15 protein-coding genes and 1 pseudogene are annotated in these 17307 nt (G+C 58.8%); 11 read left to right on the forward strand and 5 right to left on the reverse strand.

The features are described 5' to 3' along the window. The first annotated feature begins 206 nt into the window (after positions 1 to 206). Positions 207 to 1268 (forward strand): YncE family protein, encoded by a 1062-nt coding sequence (locus N438_RS02055; protein ID WP_008804698.1) that lies wholly within the window; start codon positions 207 to 209, stop codon positions 1266 to 1268. Between the two features lie 156 nt (positions 1269 to 1424). Continuing rightward, entirely contained in the window at positions 1425 to 1646 is a 222-nt protein-coding gene (locus tag N438_RS02060; RefSeq protein ID WP_002906779.1) for a YgdI/YgdR family lipoprotein, read from the forward strand. 50 nt (positions 1647 to 1696) lie between these two features. Here N438_RS02060 and ansP read toward each other — a convergent pair whose 3' ends face one another. Together ansP and N438_RS02070 are read right to left on the reverse strand one after the other, a co-directional pair. Next, complete coding sequence (gene ansP / locus N438_RS02065) at positions 1697 to 3151, reverse strand: L-asparagine permease (RefSeq protein ID WP_008804699.1); 1455 nt, start codon at positions 3149 to 3151, stop codon at positions 1697 to 1699. A gap of 189 nt (positions 3152 to 3340) precedes the next feature. Further along, the gene (locus N438_RS02070) at positions 3341 to 4228 is read right to left on the reverse strand and encodes a LysR family transcriptional regulator (protein WP_008804700.1); all 888 of its coding nucleotides are present in this window, start codon (positions 4226 to 4228) and stop codon (positions 3341 to 3343) included. Positions 4229 to 4422: 194 nt separating this feature from the next. On the opposite strand from N438_RS02070, the gene dapF reads away from it, so the two are divergent. Continuing rightward, a complete protein-coding gene (dapF, locus tag N438_RS02075; protein ID WP_023297717.1) occupies positions 4423 to 5289 on the forward strand; it encodes a diaminopimelate epimerase in 867 nt (288 codons plus the stop codon). A 23-nt stretch (positions 5290 to 5312) separates the two neighbouring features. Here the strand turns inward: dapF and N438_RS02080 are convergent, their stop codons facing one another. Next, positions 5313 to 6008, reverse strand: a complete 696-nt coding sequence (locus N438_RS02080) for a class I SAM-dependent methyltransferase (RefSeq protein WP_114500187.1) — start codon at positions 6006 to 6008, stop codon at positions 5313 to 5315. A gap of 95 nt (positions 6009 to 6103) precedes the next feature. On the opposite strand from N438_RS02080, the gene N438_RS02085 reads away from it, so the two are divergent. The 8 genes and pseudogenes from N438_RS02085 to N438_RS02125 all read left to right on the forward strand — a co-directional run bounded on the left by N438_RS02085 (position 6104) and on the right by N438_RS02125 (position 14263). Next, positions 6104 to 6655 (forward strand): shikimate kinase, encoded by a 552-nt coding sequence (locus tag N438_RS02085; protein ID WP_022065415.1) that lies wholly within the window; start codon positions 6104 to 6106, stop codon positions 6653 to 6655. Between the two features lie 91 nt (positions 6656 to 6746). Continuing rightward, positions 6747 to 7754 (forward strand): MsnO8 family LLM class oxidoreductase, encoded by a 1008-nt coding sequence (locus N438_RS02090; RefSeq protein WP_012541571.1) that lies wholly within the window; start codon positions 6747 to 6749, stop codon positions 7752 to 7754. After that, positions 7744 to 8865 carry a M20 peptidase aminoacylase family protein gene (locus N438_RS02095; protein WP_072125925.1) on the forward strand — a complete coding sequence of 374 codons (1122 nt, stop codon included), beginning with the start codon at positions 7744 to 7746 and terminating at the stop codon, positions 8863 to 8865. The genes N438_RS02090 and N438_RS02095 overlap by 11 nt, the downstream gene beginning before the upstream one ends. 24 nt (positions 8866 to 8889) lie before the next feature. Further along, positions 8890 to 11153: pseudogene (locus tag N438_RS28665) on the forward strand (NtaA/DmoA family FMN-dependent monooxygenase). An 11-nt stretch (positions 11154 to 11164) separates the two neighbouring features. Further along, positions 11165 to 11674: a GNAT family N-acetyltransferase gene (locus N438_RS02110; RefSeq protein WP_008804708.1), complete on the forward strand. Its 510-nt coding sequence runs from the start codon at positions 11165 to 11167 to the stop codon at positions 11672 to 11674. Positions 11675 to 11683: 9 nt separating this feature from the next. After that, the gene (locus N438_RS02115) at positions 11684 to 12610 is read left to right on the forward strand and encodes an amino acid ABC transporter permease (RefSeq protein ID WP_008804709.1); all 927 of its coding nucleotides are present in this window, start codon (positions 11684 to 11686) and stop codon (positions 12608 to 12610) included. Next, positions 12594 to 13373, forward strand: a complete 780-nt coding sequence (locus tag N438_RS02120) for an amino acid ABC transporter ATP-binding protein (protein WP_008804710.1) — start codon at positions 12594 to 12596, stop codon at positions 13371 to 13373. The genes N438_RS02115 and N438_RS02120 overlap by 17 nt, the downstream gene beginning before the upstream one ends. 38 nt (positions 13374 to 13411) lie before the next feature. Next, positions 13412 to 14263, forward strand: coding sequence for a transporter substrate-binding domain-containing protein (locus N438_RS02125; protein ID WP_162494483.1), 852 nt, complete (start codon positions 13412 to 13414; stop codon positions 14261 to 14263). Positions 14264 to 14328: 65 nt separating this feature from the next. On the opposite strand, the gene N438_RS02130 is transcribed toward N438_RS02125, so the two are convergent. Next, positions 14329 to 15639, reverse strand: a complete 1311-nt coding sequence (locus N438_RS02130) for an MFS transporter (protein ID WP_012968087.1) — start codon at positions 15637 to 15639, stop codon at positions 14329 to 14331. 204 nt (positions 15640 to 15843) lie between these two features. Beyond that, positions 15844 to 17040, reverse strand: a complete 1197-nt coding sequence (locus tag N438_RS02135; protein ID WP_012541576.1) for an L-talarate/galactarate dehydratase — start codon at positions 17038 to 17040, stop codon at positions 15844 to 15846. Positions 17041 to 17307: the final 267 nt, after the last annotated feature.

A 17307-nucleotide genomic window follows, 5' to 3' on the forward strand; every position in this document is an offset into this window, starting at 1 on the left:
TTTGTAAAACATTTGAAAATTATTAACCGCCGTTGGTTAACGGATAGTGCTTCTTGCTGATGAATTTACCGAACAACAACAATTAGCGCTCCACTTTGAGATAAATAATGATTACTATTCGCATTCAAAAATAAGGGTAAAGCCAGGACTTTACCGCCGGAAGCGATGTCGGGTCAGCACATACTGGTTTATCAAAGGGAGTCGTCATGTCACTACGTCATTTTGCCGCGCCGCGTCTGCGCCATTCACTGTTATTCACCTCTCTGCTGCTGGCAGGTAGCTTTAGCGCCCACGCTGCGGATGAGATGCTGCGTAAGGCCGTCGGGAAAGGGGCCTACGAAATGGCCTACAGCCAGCAGGAGAACGCGTTATGGGTCGCCACGTCGCAGAGTCGCTCACTGGACAAGGGCGGTATTGTTTATCGTCTTGACCCCACCACCCTGGACGTGACGCAGATTATTCACAACGATCTGAAGCCGTTCGGCGCTGCTATCAACCATGCCACCGGCACGCTGTGGTTTGGCAATACCGTCGACAGCACCGTCACCGCCATTGACGCCAAAACCGGCGCCGTGAAAGGGCGTCTGGTGCTGGACGAGCGTCAGCGCAGTGAAACCGTACGCCCACTGCAACCGCGCGAGCTGGCGGTCAATGAGCAGACCAACACGGTCTACATTACCGGTCTGGGCAAAGAGAGCGTGATTTGGGTGGTAGATGGCGCGACCCTGAAGCTGAAAACCACTATTACCGGCACCGGGGCAATGGCGACGGGTCTGGCGATCGATCCGCAGGCGAAACGCCTCTATACCACCAATGCCGACGGCGAACTGCTGACCATCGACAGCGAGAGCAATACCATTGTGTCGCGCAAGAAATTGCAGGACGATGGCAAAGCGCACTTCTACTTAAACCTGAGCCTTGATACCGCCGGTCACCGCGCCTTTATTACCGACAGCAAGCAGCCGGAAGTGCTGGTGGTCGATACCCGCGATGGTAAGGTGCTGGAGAAAATCGCCGCGCCGGAATCGCTGGCGGTGCTGTTTAACCCGACGCGTAATGAAGCCTATGTGACGCACCGTAAGGCCGGGGAAGTCAGCGTTATCGACGGTAAGCGCTACAAGATCGTGAAGACCTTTAAAACGCCGACTCACCCCAACAGCCTGGCGCTCTCTGATGACGGCAAAACGCTGTATGTCAGCGTGAAACAGGCTTCCAGCCGTGAGAAAGAGGCCACCGCGCCGGACGACGTGATCCGCATCGCGCTGTAAGATGCCCGGGGCGACGACGATCGGTCAAGGTCGCGCCCCGCATGCCGCCCGGCACCTCACCCTCTGTTACAAACGCGTATTGGCCTGATAAACCAGATGGTTATACACTTAACGCTTTCCCGCCTTGCGCGGGCAGTGGTAATCAGTGGAGATAAAATGAAAAAGCCATTTATGGTGATTTGCGCCGGTGCGATGCTGGCGCTGCTGGCAGGCTGTTCGTCCAACTACGTTATGACCACCAAAAGCGGTCAGACGATCGTCACCCACGGCAAGCCGCAGCTGGATAAAGAAACGGGGATGACCAGCTATATCGATGAGTCTGGTAATAAGCGGGAAATTAACAGTAGCGACGTGTCGCAGCTGGTTGAGGATAACTAAATCCTGACCTCCCGGTTTGTCCGTCGCGGGCAAACCGGGAGTCCTGCCAGTTACTTCCTGAGCGTCGGCGCCGTACTGTGGATCGCATGCACGCGTTTACGCACGCCAAACCAGCCAGCTACCAGCAGCACCGCCAGCAGTGGAATTGAGCCAATGGTGTAAGTGCCGTTCGGATAATCGAAGGCCATCAGCACCAGCACACTGAACAGGAACAGCAGCGTCAGCCAGGAGGTGAATGGCGCCCCCGGCATTCTGAAGCTCACCTTCGCCGCTTTTCCTTCCTTGATCGCTTTGCGCAGACGCATCTGACACACCACGATAAAGCCCCAGGAAGCAATGATCCCCAGCGACGCGACGTTCAGCACGATCTCAAACACCTGCGACGGCACCAGATAGTTGAGGAACACCCCCACCACATACACCGCCAGCGTCGCCAGGATCCCGGCGTAAGGGACGTGGTGACGGCTCATTTTCGACATAAACTTCGGCGCGGAGCCCCCCATCGACATGGAGCGCAGGATACGTCCGGTGCTGTAGAGGCCGGAGTTGAGGCTGGAGAGGGCGGCGGTTAAAACCACGATGTTCATTACGCTGCCGATATACGGTACGCCCAGTTTGGAGAAGAAGGTGACGAACGGGCTCTGTCCTGCCTGGTAGGCGGTCCACGGCAGGAGCAGCACCAGCAGCACCACCGAACCGACGTAGAACAGGCCGATACGCCAGATCACGCTGTTGATGGCCTTCGGTACCATCGACTCCGGATCTTTACACTCGCCGGCCGCGGTGCCCACCAGTTCAATGGAGGCGAAGGCAAAGACCACGCCCTGCACCAGCACCAGCGCCGGCAGAAGGCCGTGAGGGAAGAAGCCGCCGTTATCGGTGATCAGATGGAAGCCGGTGGCATTGCCGTCCAGCGGCTTACCAGAGCCGAGGAAAATGGTGCCGACCACGAGGAACGCAACGATCGCCAGCACTTTGACCAGCGCGAACCAGAACTCCATCTCGGCGAACCATTTTACGCCGATCATGTTCATGGTACCGACGATCGCCAGCGCGCCGAGGGCGAAGACCCACTGTGGCACATCGCCAAACGCGCCCCAGTAGTGCATATACAGCGCCACGGCGGTGATATCGACGATCCCGGTCATGGCCCAGTTAACGAAGTACATCCAGCCTGCCACGTAAGCGGCCTTTTCACCGAGGAATTCCCTGGCATAGGAGACGAAGCTGCCGCTCGAGGGGCGGTGGAGAACCAGTTCGCCGAGGGCGCGAAGAATAAAGAAGGAGAAGATGCCGCAGACCAGATAGACCAGGGCGAGCGCTGGCCCTGCCATTTGTAAACGTGCCCCGGCGCCGAGGAACAAACCGGTACCGATAGCGCCGCCGATGGCGATCATCTGTACCTGACGGTTGCCCATCGCTTTGTGATAACCCGCTTCATGTGAGTTGAGCCAGTGGCGTTTCGCAGCATGGTGCTCCGCTGCAGTGTCGTGTTTCGTATTCATTGATGTATCAGTTTCCTGTCAATGCCCATGTTTGCAGCCGGAGTGGATGACGGCTGGCACATTATGCTGGCTTTCTCATCATTCTGACGTAGGAGATAAGCTCAGACATGGCGCTGAATCCTACACGTAACGTAATAGTTACGCACCTAAAACATTTACCGATAGCATTTGACAGATTTATCAATGAGATCAGCGTCGCAGAGTTTCCAGCAACAGAGTGAAAGCGCTGGTATGCTGGCGTCGACTGGGGTAGTAGAGATGGTAGCCGGGGAAGGTGGGGGTCCAGTCCGCCAGCACTTGCACCAGCCGGCCACTGGCTAAGGCCTCCGCCACGCAGTCATCCGGAACGTAGGCCAGACCGAGGCCCGCCTCCGCCGCATCGATGCGCTGCGGCAGGCTGTTGAGGATCACTTGCCCCTCCACCCGGACCTGGATATCCCGGCCGTCGCGGGCAAACTCCCAGGCGTAAAGTCCACCTCGTGTCGGCAGGCGCAGATTGATGCAGCGATGCTGCGCAAGATCCCAGGGCGTCTGCGGCGTACCGGCCTGCTGCAGATAGGCTGGCGAACCCACTACCGCCATCCGCATATCCGGGGCAATGCGCACGGCAATCATCTCTTTCGCCACCTGTTCGCCGAGTCGCACCCCGGCGTCAAACCGGCCATCCACGATATCCGTGAGGCCATTATCAACAGTGATTTCGATGTTAATATCCGGATATTGCAGCATAAATGGCTTTAGCGCCGGCCAGAGTACGGTGCTGGTGGCATGCTCCCCGGCGGTGATGCGCAGGTTGCCCGCCGGGCGTTCGCGCGTATCGCGCAGCGCGGTCAGCGCCCGCTCCATCTCCTCCAGATGCGGACCGAGGCGCTGAATGAGTCGCTCACCCGCCTCGGTTGGTACCACGCTGCGGGTGGTGCGGGTCAGCAGCCGCACATCGAGACGCGCTTCGAGATGGCGCATGGCATGGCTGAGCGCCGACTGCGACACGCCGAGCTGGGCCGCTGCGCGGGTAAAGCTGCGCTCACGCGCCACCACCATAAAGGAGAGCAGATCGTTTACGTTCTCTTTTAGCATAATCTTTCCGGATTGATGAATACCGCTCACAGGTACGCAGAGTGTAAGCCCGACGGAGGGGAGGCGCCAGTCTGATAGCCGGACGCAGTGGAGCAGAATGACCACCACGGTTAACAACGCAGGGTTTAATTCATCAAGACGGTGAATGTGATGTAAGATGTCCAAAAAACTGCAGCGCCAGGCGAACCCACACAATGACACCCTTACACTTTCATAAATATCACGGGCTGGGTAATGATTACCTGGTATGCCATCGCGACGTTGCCGAACAGTTGAGCAACGAGCATATTCAAATTCTGTGCCATCGCCACTATGGCGTGGGATCGGATGGTCTGCTGATCGACAGCGGCGATCAGATCAATCCCACACTGCGTATTATCAATCCGGACGGCTCTGAGGCGGAGAAAAGCGGTAACGGGCTACGGATCTATGCGCGTTATCTTTTTGATATCGGTCGTGTTGGCCATGAGCCCTTTCTGGTACACACGGCGGGCGGTGACGTTTATTGCACTGTGCATGGCGATGTTCATCAGATTAGCGTCGACATGGGGCGGGCGAATTTCAATCCGGCGGCGCTGCCCGCCTTAGTGAATTTGCCTGAGGCGGTGAATTATCCTTTGCCGCTGGCGGATGAAACCCTGTCCGTCGTGCTGGTCTCCATGGGCAATCCCCACTGCGTTGTCCTCGTCGATAAGCTCGACCTGGCGCAGGTTCATCGTTTAGGGCCGCAAATCGAAAACCATTCCTTGTTCCCCAAACGCACCAATGTCCAGTTCGTGGAAGTTATCGATCGCCATACGCTAAAGATTGGTATCTGGGAGCGGGGCGCGGGGTTCACGATGGCCTCCGGGAGCAGCAGTTGCGCGGCTGCCAGCGCGATGCGCCGGTTAGGGAAGGTGGACGATCGGGTGGATGTCAACATGCCTGGTGGTCAGCTGCACATCACCTTCGACGCGGATTTTCAGGTCCGTATGCGTGGCCCGGTGCATAAAATCGCCAGCCTGACGCTGGATAAAGACTGCTTTGTTGGCGGCAGCGCCATCTTCACTGGCGCTGCATAACAGATGGCGCGGTCAGCCTGAAATTAACTCTCCTGAGGATCAGCCGACGGCCCGTTTGCCGAACAAACGATGGTGGCATGATCCCACCAGGCATTGTGCTTAACATCGGTGGCAAGGACGCTAAACTGCGCCTGCTGTATCTCATTCAGTAAAGCCGGGAGGGGTTTAAGCGTACGCCAGGGTTGCCCCTCTTTCAGGAGATGATGCTTGACAGGATCGTAAGTGGCGAGGTCTTCAGCATAACGAGGAAGCCCGCACATCGAGCCGATCACCAGCCGGCCTGCGGGTTTCAGCAATCTTCTCGCCTCGGCGAAAAAACGGCGACGCTCATCTTCCAGCAGACAATGTAAACAGCTGCCATCAATGATTAAGGCAAACTGGGCATCCTCACATTGAGAAAGATGACAGACGTTGCCGACGAAAAATGTGGCGTCCAGACCCGCTTGCTGAAAACGGTCTTCTGCCCAGCGGATCGCCGTTTCGGACACATCAACACCCGATACGGCATAGCCTCTTTCCGCCAGATACTGGGCTGCCATGGCACCATTGCCACATCCCAGTTCAAGTACCGGCGCGCCGGGAGCGGGTAAATAGCCATGGGCATCCAGCCAATGAAATGTTTTTTTCTGTTGTATCTTTGCCCTGGCAAAACCATCACCCGCCCAGGCGCTGGCTCCGTTGGCTAACAGTTGTCTGTAGCGGGCTTCATAGGGGTTCATCCTGAAAACACCTTTTATCATTGATAAACATCACTACTATATACGCCATTTAACATTGAAATAAGTATTCGTTTGGCTACCAGGGAGAAACAGAGATGAACATCAACGTGGTCGGCACCAGCGGCTCAGGCAAATCCACTCTGGCCCGGCGCCTGGCGCACAGGCTGGGACTACCCTGGATCGAGCTCGATCGCCTGTACTGGCGGCCGAACTGGCAGGGCACGCCGGATGAGGCGTTTTTCGCCGCTATTGCCGCCGCTACGGCCTCGCCGGGCTGGGTGCTGGATGGCAATTACAATCGCAGCCGCAGCGTCAAATGGCGCGAGGTGGATCTGGTGATCTGGGTCGACTATAGCCTCTGGCGCACGCTGCGCCAGGCGGTGTGGCGGGCGACGAGCCGGGCGTGGCGGCATCAGGAGCTGTGGCCGGGCACGGGCAACCGCGAGAGCTTTCGCCGTTCGTTCTGCAGCCGGGAATCCATTATCCTCTGGACGCTGAAAACCTGGCGGCAGAATCGCCGACGCTATCTGGCCGACATGCAGGATCCGCAATATCGTCATATTCGCTTCGTCCGGGTGCGCAGTCCGCGGCAGGCTGAGGCGCTGCTCCGCGAGCTGGAAGCGCAGCGGCCAGGCGGGCATATCTAATTTTCAGCAGTACACATGTGAATTAATTGTTTCTCAATAGTTAGCTGAGATTTTAATAATGCAGGCACGTACTTTCATATGAGCCTGCGAAATGTCTTATCGAATCAGTATCCTGGATAAAAGTCCGCTTGCCGCCGGGGAAACCGCCGCGCAGGCGCTGGCGCGTACATTAACGCTGGCGCAACACGCCGAAGCCTGGGGCTATCACCGCTTCTGGGTCGCCGAACACCACAATACCGATCAGCTGGCGAGCCCCTCGCCGGAGCTGGTTATCGCCTGGCTGCTGGGCCACACCCGGCGCATTCGTCTTGGGTCCGGCGGCGTCATGCTCCAGCACTACAGCCCCTATAAAGTCGCGGAAAACTTTAACCTGCTGGCTGCCCTCGCGCCGGGTCGCATCGATCTCGGGGTGGGCAAGGCGCCTGGCGGCCTGCCGCTCTCCACCCGCGCCCTGCAGCAGGGCCTGCATCAGGAGGAGAAAGGGACCTTTGCCGATCAGCTGGCGCAGCTGGATAACTGGCTGTCACTGACTGAGCCAGGGGGAGAGGAGAGCCTGCGCGCCACGCCGATCCCGCCGCGCCGGGCCGACGGATTTCTGCTCGGCGCCAGCCTGGAGAGTGCGGAACTGGCCGCCCGTCTTGACTGGAACTTCGTGTTTGCGGCCCATCTCAATGGCGACAGCGCGCTGCGCCGCACGGTGATCAACCGCTGGCGCGAGCTCAGCCCGCGTGAGGCGATCGTCGCCGTGCAGGTGGTGGTGGCTGACGATCCGGCCACCGCCGCCGCGCTGGCGCAGCAGGTCGAGGTGTGGGGCGTCGAGCTGGAGAACGGCCAGCGGGTGACTGTCGGCAGTGAGGCTCAGGCCGTCGCCTTTGCCCGCCAGGCTGGCAGCCGGCCGACACGCATCCACCGCCGCGAATCCTCACTGATCTCCGGTACTCCCGAACAGGTTAAAGCCCGGCTTGACGCGCTGCAGGCGGAAGATCAGCTGGATGAACTCATCATTGATACCCCTATTAGCGACGGGCCAGCGCGCCTGCACTCCCTGCGCCTGCTGGCGCAGGCTCACTACGGCAAGGAGGTGCTGAATGTCCTTTGAACAACAACTGATTAGCTGGCGGCGCGAGCTGCACCAGAACCCGGAGCTCTCCCTGCAGGAGGTAGCCACCACCGCGCGGATCCGCGACTGGCTGCAGAGCGGCGGGCTGACTCTGCTGCCCTTCGATCTGAAAACCGGGCTGGTCGCCGAAGTCGGCAGCGGCGACAAGGTGGTTGCCCTGCGGGCGGACATCGACGCGTTGCCCATCGAGGAGGCGACCGGTCTGCCTTACCGCTCGCAAAATGAAGGGGTGATGCATGCCTGCGGCCATGATATTCACACCAGCGTGATGCTGGGGGCGGCGCTGCTGCTGAAGGAGCGGGAAGCGGAACTCCCGGGGCGGGTGCGGATCCTGTTTCAGCCGGCGGAGGAAAATTTTGGCGGCGCGAAAACCCTGATCCGCGCCGGGGCGCTGGAGGACGTGTCGGCGATCTTTGGTATGCACAATGAGCCCGGCCTGCCGGTGGGCGAATTTGCCACCCGCGGCGGCGCGTTCTACGCCAACGTCGACCGCTTCGTCTTCAAAGTGACCGGGAAGGGGGCGCATGCCGCCCGCCCACATGAAGGAAAGGATGCGATCCTGCTGGCCAGCCAACTGGTGACGGTGCTGCAGAGCGTGGCCAGCCGGGAAGTGAACACCCTCGACTCGGTGGTGCTCAGCGTGACGCGGATCCAGGGAGGCAATACCTGGAACGTGCTGCCGGAGAGCGTCGAGCTGGAAGGAACACTGCGCACTCACAGCAGTGAAGTGCAGCAGCGGGTCAAGGCCCGGGTCAGCGAGATCGCGGCCGGTTTCGCCAGCGCCTTTGGCGCACAGATTGACGTCTTCTGGTATGCCGGCCCGACGGCGCTGGTCAATGACGCCCGCTGGGCCGACTTCGCCAGCGACGTGGCGGCCCAGGCCGGGTACCGCACCCATCACGCCGATCTGCATCTCGGTGGCGAAGATTTTGCGGTCTATCTTCAGCATATTCCCGGGGCGTTCGTCAGCATCGGCAGCGCCAGCGAATATGGTCTGCACCATCCGGCATTTAATCCGGACGAACGGCTTATTGCGCCCGCAGCGCACTATTTCGCCCAGCTGGCGGAACAGGCATTACAACATATTTAATGGATGACAGGGGAAGGGGTAACTATGTCTGAAAATCGACAATTGCGTCTGGGAACGATATTACATGGCGCATCGGGAAATATGTCCGCCTGGCGTCATCCGGCGGCGCAGGCGGACGCCAGTATTAATTTTAACTTTGTCACAGAGACGGCGTTAAAAGCGGAAGAGGGGAAGCTGGATTTTATTTTTGTCGCCGACGGGTTATATATCAATGAAAAATCGATTCCCCATTTTTTAAATCGCTTCGAACCTTTAACGGTACTTTCCGCGCTGGCCGCGGTCACCCGGCGTCTGGGACTGGTGGGGACCTTATCGACGTCGTACAGCGAGCCGTTTACTACCGCCCGTCAGTTCGCCAGCCTCGACCATTTAAGCCAGGGACGGGCGGGGTGGAACGTGGTCACTTCGCCGCTGGAAGGGTCGGCGAAAAACTTCTCCCGGGCCCAGCATCCGGATCATGCGCTGCGCTATCGCATTGCCGATGAGTATCTGCAGGTGGTGAAAGGCTTATGGGATTCATGGGAAGAGGACGCCTTTGTGCGCAATAAGGAGACTGGCCAGTTCTTTGATAAAAATAAACTGCATACGCTCGATCACCATGGCGATTTCTTTAAAGTGGCCGGGCCGCTAAATATTGCCCGCACGCCACAGGGACGACCGATTATTTTCCAGGCCGGCGCGTCGGACGACGGCAAGAAATTAGCCGCACGCCACGCCGATGCCATTTTTACCCATCAGGAATCGCTGGCCGAGGCGCAGGCATTTTATCAGGATGTCAAAAGCCAACTCAGCGCATATCAGCGCACCCCGGACCAACTGCATATCTTCCAGGGCGTCAGCGTCATCGTCGGGGATGACGCCGAGGATGCGGAACGTCAGTACCAGACTACCGCGGCGCTGGTTTCCATCGAGGATGCGCTGAATTATCTGGGGCGGTATTTCGAACATCATGATTTTTCGCAGTATCCGCTTGATGAACCGTTCCCGGATATTGGCGACCTCGGACAAAACAGCTTCCGCAGCACCACCGACGAGATTAAACGTCACGCCCGCGAGCGGGGATTAACCCTGCGCCAGGTGGCCCTGGAGGCAGCGAGTCCGCGTCCGCGCTTTACCGGCACCGCCAGCGATGTCGCCGATGGCCTGCAATTGTGGTTCGAACAGCACGCGGCGGACGGTTTCATTATTCAGGGCGGCACGCCGGAAACCTTCCCGCGCTTTGTGGATGAGGTGGTTCCGCTGTTACAGGCGCGCGGCCTGTTCCGTCGCGACTATCCGGGCACCACCCTGCGGGAAAGTCTGGGTCTGGCGCTACCTGCTAATCAATTCCAAAAATAATAAAAGAGAATCACGCTATGCAGAAAACAACACTCTTGCTGGCCGTCGCGTTGGCATTTAGCGCCTCGTCGTGGGCCCAGGACGTCAAGATCAATGGCACCGGGGTGAGCCTGGAGGCCAACAAAACGCCGATTCACACAGCGAAAAATCCACAGGCCATTGCGCTGTTGCCGAAAGATCTGCATCTGGCGGTGCCGGGGAAATTCACCGTCGCGGTGGCAGCCCTGAACTCACCGCCGCTGACGGTCTTCGCCGATGACAACAAAACCCTGCTCGGCAGCGAGACGGATATCGCCCGGCTGGTGGCGGAGAGCCTTGGACTGGAAGTGAACGTGGTTCCTACTTCATGGGAAGACTGGCCGCTGGGGGTTACCTCCGGCAAATATGATGCCGCGATCAGCAATATTACCGTCACCAAAGAGCGCAAAGAGAAGTTCGATTTCGCCACCTACCGTAAAGACTCGCTGGGCTTCTACGTCAAAAGCACCAGTCCGCTGAACAAAATTGACAAGGCGGAGGACATCGCCGGGCTGAAGATTATCGTCGGCTCCGGTACTAACCAGGAGGCGATCCTGCTGGCGTGGAACGCGGAGAACGTCAAGAAGGGGCTGAAGCCGTTTACCCCGGTCTACACCAAGGATGACGCCGCCCAGACGCTGGCCCTGCAGACCGGGCGCGCCGACGCCTTTTTCGGCCCCAACGTGATTGGCGCATGGAAGGCGGCGCTGACCGGCAAAACCAAACTGGTGGGCAGCGTCGATGGCGGCTGGCCGAAAGCGGCGCATATCGCGGTGACGCTGAAAAAAGACAGCGGGCTGGTGAATGCCGTCCAGGCGGCGCTGAACGGCGCTATCGCCAGCGGCGATTACGCCAAAGTGCTTAACCGCTGGGGCGAAGGGGTGGAGAGTATTCCGCAATCAGAAATCAACCCACCCGGACTGGGCGACTGACAGGAGGCGCGATGAGCGAAGCATTCCGCGATATTTCTCCGGACGCACCGGAGCTGCAGCCGATTATTAGCGGGCTGTTTGCCGAATATGCCGCCCGCTACGGCGACTATTTTTCCCGCGATGCGGAAGTGGAGTTGACTGAGTGGTATTTGCCGCCGCAGGGGCTGTTTATCGTCCTTGAGCGTGAGGGAGAAATTATCGCCACCGGCGCTTATAAACCGAAAGATCGCCACACCGCGGAGATCAAACGTATCTGGACGCACCGCCGTCTGCGCCAGCAGGGGCTGGCGGCGAAGGTGGTCCAGGAGCTGGAACGGCGGGCGGTGCTGGCCGGGTACAGCCATATCTACCTGACCACCGGCTTCCGTCAGCCGGAGGCGGTAAAGCTCTATCTCAGCCAGGGGTATGAGGCGCAGTTTGACCTCACGCGAGACCCGGAAGAGTACAGTCAGCCGCCGTACGATGGCCGGCTGCGGTTCACTAAAGCGCTGGCGGTGAGCGCCTTCAGTCACAGCGCTTGAGGAGGCATGATGCATTCATCTGAAACAATAAAAGTGGTGCCGGCGCGCTATCCGCTGCGGGTGGTCGGGGCCCTGGTCGCCCTGCTGGTGCTGGCGGTGGTGATCCAGTCGGTGGCCTTTAACCCGCGCTGGGAGTGGGGCGTCTTCGCCCGCTGGTTCTTCGACCCGGTGATCCTCGAGGGGCTGGGACAAACCCTGCTCCTGACCCTGCTCGGCACGGTGCTGAGCGTGATCTTCGGCGGCCTGCTGGCGCTGGCCCGCTTATCCTCATCGTGGCTGCTCAGCAGCCTCGCCTGGGGTTATATCTGGCTGTTTCGCTCGCTGCCGCTGATTGTGGTGCTGATTATTCTGTACAACTTTTCCTATCTCTACGACACCCTGTCGCTGGGGATCCCGTTTACCGGCGTCACCTGGGCCAGCTATCAGACCATTAACGTGCTGGGGCAATTCTCCACGGCGGTGGTGGGCCTGACGCTGGTGCAGAGCGCCTATACCGCGGAGATTATTCGCGGCGGCTTTTTAGGGGTCGACCATGGGCAGTATGAAGCCGCCGCTGCACTGGGGCTTCCCGCCTGGCGACGTACGCTGCGCATTATTCTGCCGCAGGCGCTGCGCACCATCCTGCCCTCCGGCTTCAATGAGATCATCAGTCTGGCCAAGGGAACGGCGATGGTGTACGTCCTGGCGATGCCGGAACTGTTCTACACCATCCAGATGATCTACAACCGTACCCAGGAGGTGATCCCGCTGTTGATGGTCGGCGCCGCCTGGTATCTGGCGATCACCAGCGTTCTCTCCGCCATTCAGTATCTGGTGGAACGCGCCTTGGCGCGCAGCGAGCGCCGCTCGGCGGTAAACAGCGCCCGCAGCAGCCGTCTGAATCAACCCGCACGTCAACCACAGCCGCAGGAGGCCGTTCATGCCCAGCTCTCATAATGGCCATATCTCTATCACCGGGGTCAGCAAATACTATGGCCGCCACAAGGCGCTGGACGATGTGTCGCTGGAGATCCCCCCGGGCACGGTAACGGTGATCCTCGGCCCTTCCGGCTCGGGCAAGTCGACGCTGCTGCGCACCATCAATCACCTCGAACGTGTCGATGAGGGATTTATTCAGATTGACGGCGACTATATTGGTTATCGCCGCAAAGGCGACAAGCTGTATGAGATGAAAGAAAAGGAAATTCTTCGCCAGCGGATCAACGTCGGCTACGTGTTCCAGAACTTTAACCTGTTTCCGCACCTGACGGTGCTGGAGAACCTGATTGAGGCGCCGATCGCCCACAAGCAGGTCACGCGCAAAGAGGCCATTGCCCGCGCCTATGAACTGCTGGACGTCGTCGGACTGCGCAATAAAGCCGACGCCTGGTCGCGGCATCTCTCAGGCGGGCAGCAGCAGCGTATCGCCATTGCCCGGGCGCTGGCGCTGGACCCGCGGGTGATCCTGTTTGATGAGCCCACCTCGGCGCTGGATCCCGAGCTGGTGGGCGAGGTACTGGATGTCATCAAGAAGCTGGCGCGCTCCGGTACCACCCTGGTGGTGGTGACCCACGAGGTAGGCTTTGCCCGCGAGGTGGCCGACCAGGTGGTGTTTATGGTCGACGGCAGGATCGTCGAGCAGGGCAGCAGCGACGAGGTGCTCAACCATCCGCAGCATCCGCGTACCCGACAGTTTTTATCCAGGGTACTGCCGTCATGAACAGAGCGCTAATGACCCTTGTTCTCAGCGCTTTTGCCATGAGCGCTCACGCGGCGCTGGATCTGCGTGCCAATGAGCAGCCATTGCCGGTCACCCGCGACCCGCAGGCGATAGCGAAAATTCCGCCGGGCTATCGCTTCGTCGAGCCGGGGACGCTGACGGTGGCGATCTCGGCGCTCAATTCGCCGCCGCTGGCGCTGCTGGCCAGCGACAACCGCACGCGGATCGGCAGCGACCCGGATATGGCCCGCCTGCTGGCCGGAAGCCTTGGCCTGAAACTCAGGCTGGTGCCCACCGCGTGGGAGGACTGGCCGCTGGGCATCGCCTCCGGCCGCTACGATGTGGCGCTGATCAATATCGCGGTAACCGAGAAGCGCAAAGAGAAGTTCGATTTTGCGACTTACCGGGTGGACTCCCTGGCCTTCTCGGTGAAATCCACCAGCGACATCGCCGCGGTAAACGGACCCGCCGACCTCGCCGGGCGCAAAGTGATCGTCGGGTCCGGCACCAATCAGGAGCGGATCCTGCTGGGCTGGAATGAGGACAACCGTGCCGCCGGACGGCCGCAGGCCCAGCCGGTCTACCTGACCGATGATGCCTCCGGCAACCTCTATATCCAGTCCGGGCGAGCGGATATCTTTTTCGGCCCGCAGTCGGTGGCAGCCTATAAGGCCGCCCTTAACGGCCAGACCCGGGTGGTGGGCCTGGGGCCGAAAAAAGCGTGGGTGGCGACGACCACTAAAAAAGGCAACGGCCTGGTCTTTGCCCTGCAGGCAGCCCTCGACGGGGCGATTGCCCGCGGTGAATATCAGCAGGTGCTGGCGCGCTGGGGAGAGCAGGGCGAGGCGGTGGCGCAGTCGGTGGTCAACCCGCCGGGGATAACCTACTAAAAAACCGCTGTTTCGCCGGAGTACGACGCGAAACAGCGGAGGCGAATGCTCGCCAGGGTCTTCAATCAAACGGTGCGCGGAGTGAGCGTCAAGCGATCCAGCGGCCCAACGATAAACAGATAGGAGAACAGGCCAAGCACGCCCATGGAACCGACGTAGAGGATGGCGTAATCAAACGAGTGGGTGTTGGCGAGGATCACCCCGATGACCAGCGGGGTAATGATGCTCGCCAGGTTGCCGCACATATTGAACACGCCACCGGCAATACCGAGCATCTCTTTCGGCGAGGTGTCGCTCAGCACGCACCAACCGAGGTTCCCGAAACCTTTGGCAAAGAACGCCAGACTCATGGCGGCGATCACCACCACTTCCGAAGAGGTGTAGTTGGCGACGACAATGACGCAGGAGAGCAGCATGCCGCAGATCACCGGGAGCTTACGGGCGGTGGTCAGACTGTAACCGCGTTTCAGCAGCCAGTCCGAAAATACGCCGCCCAGCAGGCCGCCGATAAATCCAGCTATGGCCGGGATACTGGCGACAAACCCGACCTTGAGGATTGACATGCCTTTGGCCTGGTAGAGGTAAGTCGGAAACCAGGTGAGGAAGAACCAGGTAATCGATGTGACGCAGAACTGGCCGATATAAACCCCGATCATCATGCGATTGACGCAGACGCTTTTAATCTGCGCGAGAGTTAATTTTTGCGGCGTTTTTTGGCTACCTAATTCCGGTACGCCGCCGCCTTCACGAATATAATCGAGCTCCTGCGGGTTAATTTTAGGATGATGTGAAGGATCCTTCACTTTTACCAGCCAGAATATTCCCAGCACCACCCCGATAGCGCCAATATAATAAAAAACATAGTGCCAGCTTAAATTATGCAGAATGATGGTCATCAGCGGCGTAATAATGCCCAGCGAAATATACTGCGCGGCCTGATAGACCGAGGTGACAAATCCACGCTCTTTATTGGGGAACCACTGGACGCTCAGGCGACTGTTGGCCGGAAAAGCGGGTGCTTCAATGGCCCCCATCATCAGACGCAGGAGCACCAGCACCACCAGCGGACTGGCAAACAGATAAACAGTGCCCTGAAACATAGTGACGACCGACCAGCCAATCAGCGCGCAGCCGTAGACCAACCGCGAACCATATTTATCCAGCAGCCAGCCGCCGGGGATTTGCATAATGACGTAGGAAATACCAAACACCGAAAAGGCCAGGCCCATTGCTTCAGGGTCAAAACCTAACTCTTTACTCATCATCGGCGCGACAACGGACAGGGTGGCCCGGTCAGCATAATTAAATACGGTCGCAAGAAATAAAAAAACCAATATACCGTAACGCACGTTGCTGCGTTTTATTTGCTGTTGCATGTTATTCAACTCCTTTGCAGGGTTGTGAAGACACGTCATCTTTCATGCCGCTTTGATGCTTGCTGACGGATTTCGTGTATTGCGAGTACAGCGGGTCAGAGGTTTATCCCCGGTGGCGCTGCGCTTACCGGGGCTACGGGGTCTCAGTGGTCTGCGGACCGGTAGCCCGGATAAGGCGTGGACGCCGTCATCCGGGAAAAGTCATTACGGGCGAGTTCCAAACTCGCAGCTTTGCTGGGTCCAGCGGCGGGCCTGCTCGCTGAGGGTGAAGCCCAGACCATGGCGTTCGGAAACCCACATCCGCCCATCGCGCAGTTCTAGCTGCTCGTTAAACAGCGGGTTCAGCCACTCGAAGTGCTCCAGCCATGGCTCCAGCGGGTAGGCGGCGGCGAGATGCAGGTGCACCTCCATGGCAAAGTGCGGAGCCAGCTTGCGACCGTGCTTCGCGGCCAGATCCATTATTTTCAGGAACGGGGAGATCCCACCGACGCGCGGGGCATCCGGTTGCACGAAGTCGCTGGCGTTGCCGAGGATCAACTGCTCATGTTCGCGGAAGCTGGTCAGCATCTCGCCGGTGGCAATCGGCGTATCCAGCGCGGCGGCCAGCTGCGCGTGGCCTTCGACGTCATAGGCATCCAGCGGCTCCTCAATCCAGATCAGATTGAACGGCTCCATTTTGCGCCCCATGCGAATGGCGGTTTCGCGATCCCACTGCTGGTTGGCATCGACCATCAGCGGGAAGTCATCACCCAGCACTTCGCGCACCGCCGTCAAACGACGGATATCCTCGGCAGTATTAGGCTGACCGACTTTTAGTTTAATCCCGCCGATGCCGTTTTCACGGGAGATAGCCACGTTTTTCAACACCTGATCCAGGGGGGTATGCAGGAAGCCGCCGGAAGTGTTGTAGCACTGCACGGAATCACGATGTGAACCCAGCAGTTTGGCCAGCGGTAGACCGGCGCGTTTGGCTTTCATATCCCACAGGGCAATATCGATAGGGGAGATAGCTTGTACCGCCATGCCGCTACGGCCGACGGAAGCCCCGGCCCACAGCAGTTTGGTGTAGATCTTGTCGATGTCGTTCGGATCTTCGCCAAGCAGATTATCGGCTATCTCTTTGGCGTGAGCGTAAATACCCTGGCCGCCCGCACGTTTCGAGTAGCTAAAGCCGACGCCGGTGAATCCATCCCGGGAGTGAATTTCCGCGATGATAATCGCCACTTCGGTCAGCGGTTTTTGGCGACCGGTCAGCACTTTGGCATCGCTGACGGGGGTGGCCAGCGGCAGAAAAGCCAGCGACAGTTTAACGTGGTCAATGCGGTCACCGGTTTCAGCGGCGGTTTTGACGCCGAAAGCTTTGGCGTAGGTTACGGATTCGGAATTGGCGCTTGAGGTCATACTGGTGTCCTTTTTGATAATAAAATGATTGCGCTATCATTTGTAATGGTGAAATGATTTTGACGCTACGGTAGTGGTTTTAATTTGTACAAACGATCACAATTGGCCGTTATAAAGGCGAAAAATTTGCTGTGCAGGTCACAATCCAAAACAGTTTGTGAAAAGTGACAAGTCATAATGATAGCGATAACATTTTATATTGCAGGTCGTTGATTCTGTTAGGGGAGACGCGGCGGGCGCTGGCAATTGCGTGGGGCATCATCAATA

The organism is Klebsiella sp. GL120222-02, from assembly GCF_003097195.1.
GTDB classification, from domain to species: Bacteria; Pseudomonadota; Gammaproteobacteria; order Enterobacterales; family Enterobacteriaceae; genus Klebsiella; species Klebsiella variicola.

What these genes read in the sequence shown, in the direction of transcription:
- N438_RS02055 (WP_008804698.1), top strand. Translation starts at nt 207, where the DNA reads ATGTCACTACGTCATTTTGCCGCGCCGCGTCTGCGCCATTCACTGTTA.
- N438_RS02060 (WP_002906779.1), top strand. Translation starts at nt 1,425, where the DNA reads ATGAAAAAGCCATTTATGGTGATTTGCGCCGGTGCGATGCTGGCGCTG.
- ansP (WP_008804699.1), bottom strand. Translation starts at nt 3,151, where the DNA reads ATGAATACGAAACACGACACTGCAGCGGAGCACCATGCTGCGAAACGC.
- N438_RS02070 (WP_008804700.1), bottom strand. Translation starts at nt 4,228, where the DNA reads ATGCTAAAAGAGAACGTAAACGATCTGCTCTCCTTTATGGTGGTGGCG.
- dapF (WP_023297717.1), top strand. Translation starts at nt 4,423, where the DNA reads ATGACACCCTTACACTTTCATAAATATCACGGGCTGGGTAATGATTAC.
- N438_RS02080 (WP_114500187.1), bottom strand. Translation starts at nt 6,008, where the DNA reads ATGAACCCCTATGAAGCCCGCTACAGACAACTGTTAGCCAACGGAGCC.
- N438_RS02085 (WP_022065415.1), top strand. Translation starts at nt 6,104, where the DNA reads ATGAACATCAACGTGGTCGGCACCAGCGGCTCAGGCAAATCCACTCTG.
- N438_RS02090 (WP_012541571.1), top strand. Translation starts at nt 6,747, where the DNA reads ATGTCTTATCGAATCAGTATCCTGGATAAAAGTCCGCTTGCCGCCGGG.
- N438_RS02095 (WP_072125925.1), top strand. Translation starts at nt 7,744, where the DNA reads ATGTCCTTTGAACAACAACTGATTAGCTGGCGGCGCGAGCTGCACCAG.
- N438_RS02110 (WP_008804708.1), top strand. Translation starts at nt 11,165, where the DNA reads ATGAGCGAAGCATTCCGCGATATTTCTCCGGACGCACCGGAGCTGCAG.
- N438_RS02115 (WP_008804709.1), top strand. Translation starts at nt 11,684, where the DNA reads ATGCATTCATCTGAAACAATAAAAGTGGTGCCGGCGCGCTATCCGCTG.
- N438_RS02120 (WP_008804710.1), top strand. Translation starts at nt 12,594, where the DNA reads ATGCCCAGCTCTCATAATGGCCATATCTCTATCACCGGGGTCAGCAAA.
- N438_RS02125 (WP_162494483.1), top strand. Translation starts at nt 13,412, where the DNA reads ATGAGCGCTCACGCGGCGCTGGATCTGCGTGCCAATGAGCAGCCATTG.
- N438_RS02130 (WP_012968087.1), bottom strand. Translation starts at nt 15,639, where the DNA reads ATGCAACAGCAAATAAAACGCAGCAACGTGCGTTACGGTATATTGGTT.
- N438_RS02135 (WP_012541576.1), bottom strand. Translation starts at nt 17,040, where the DNA reads ATGACCTCAAGCGCCAATTCCGAATCCGTAACCTACGCCAAAGCTTTC.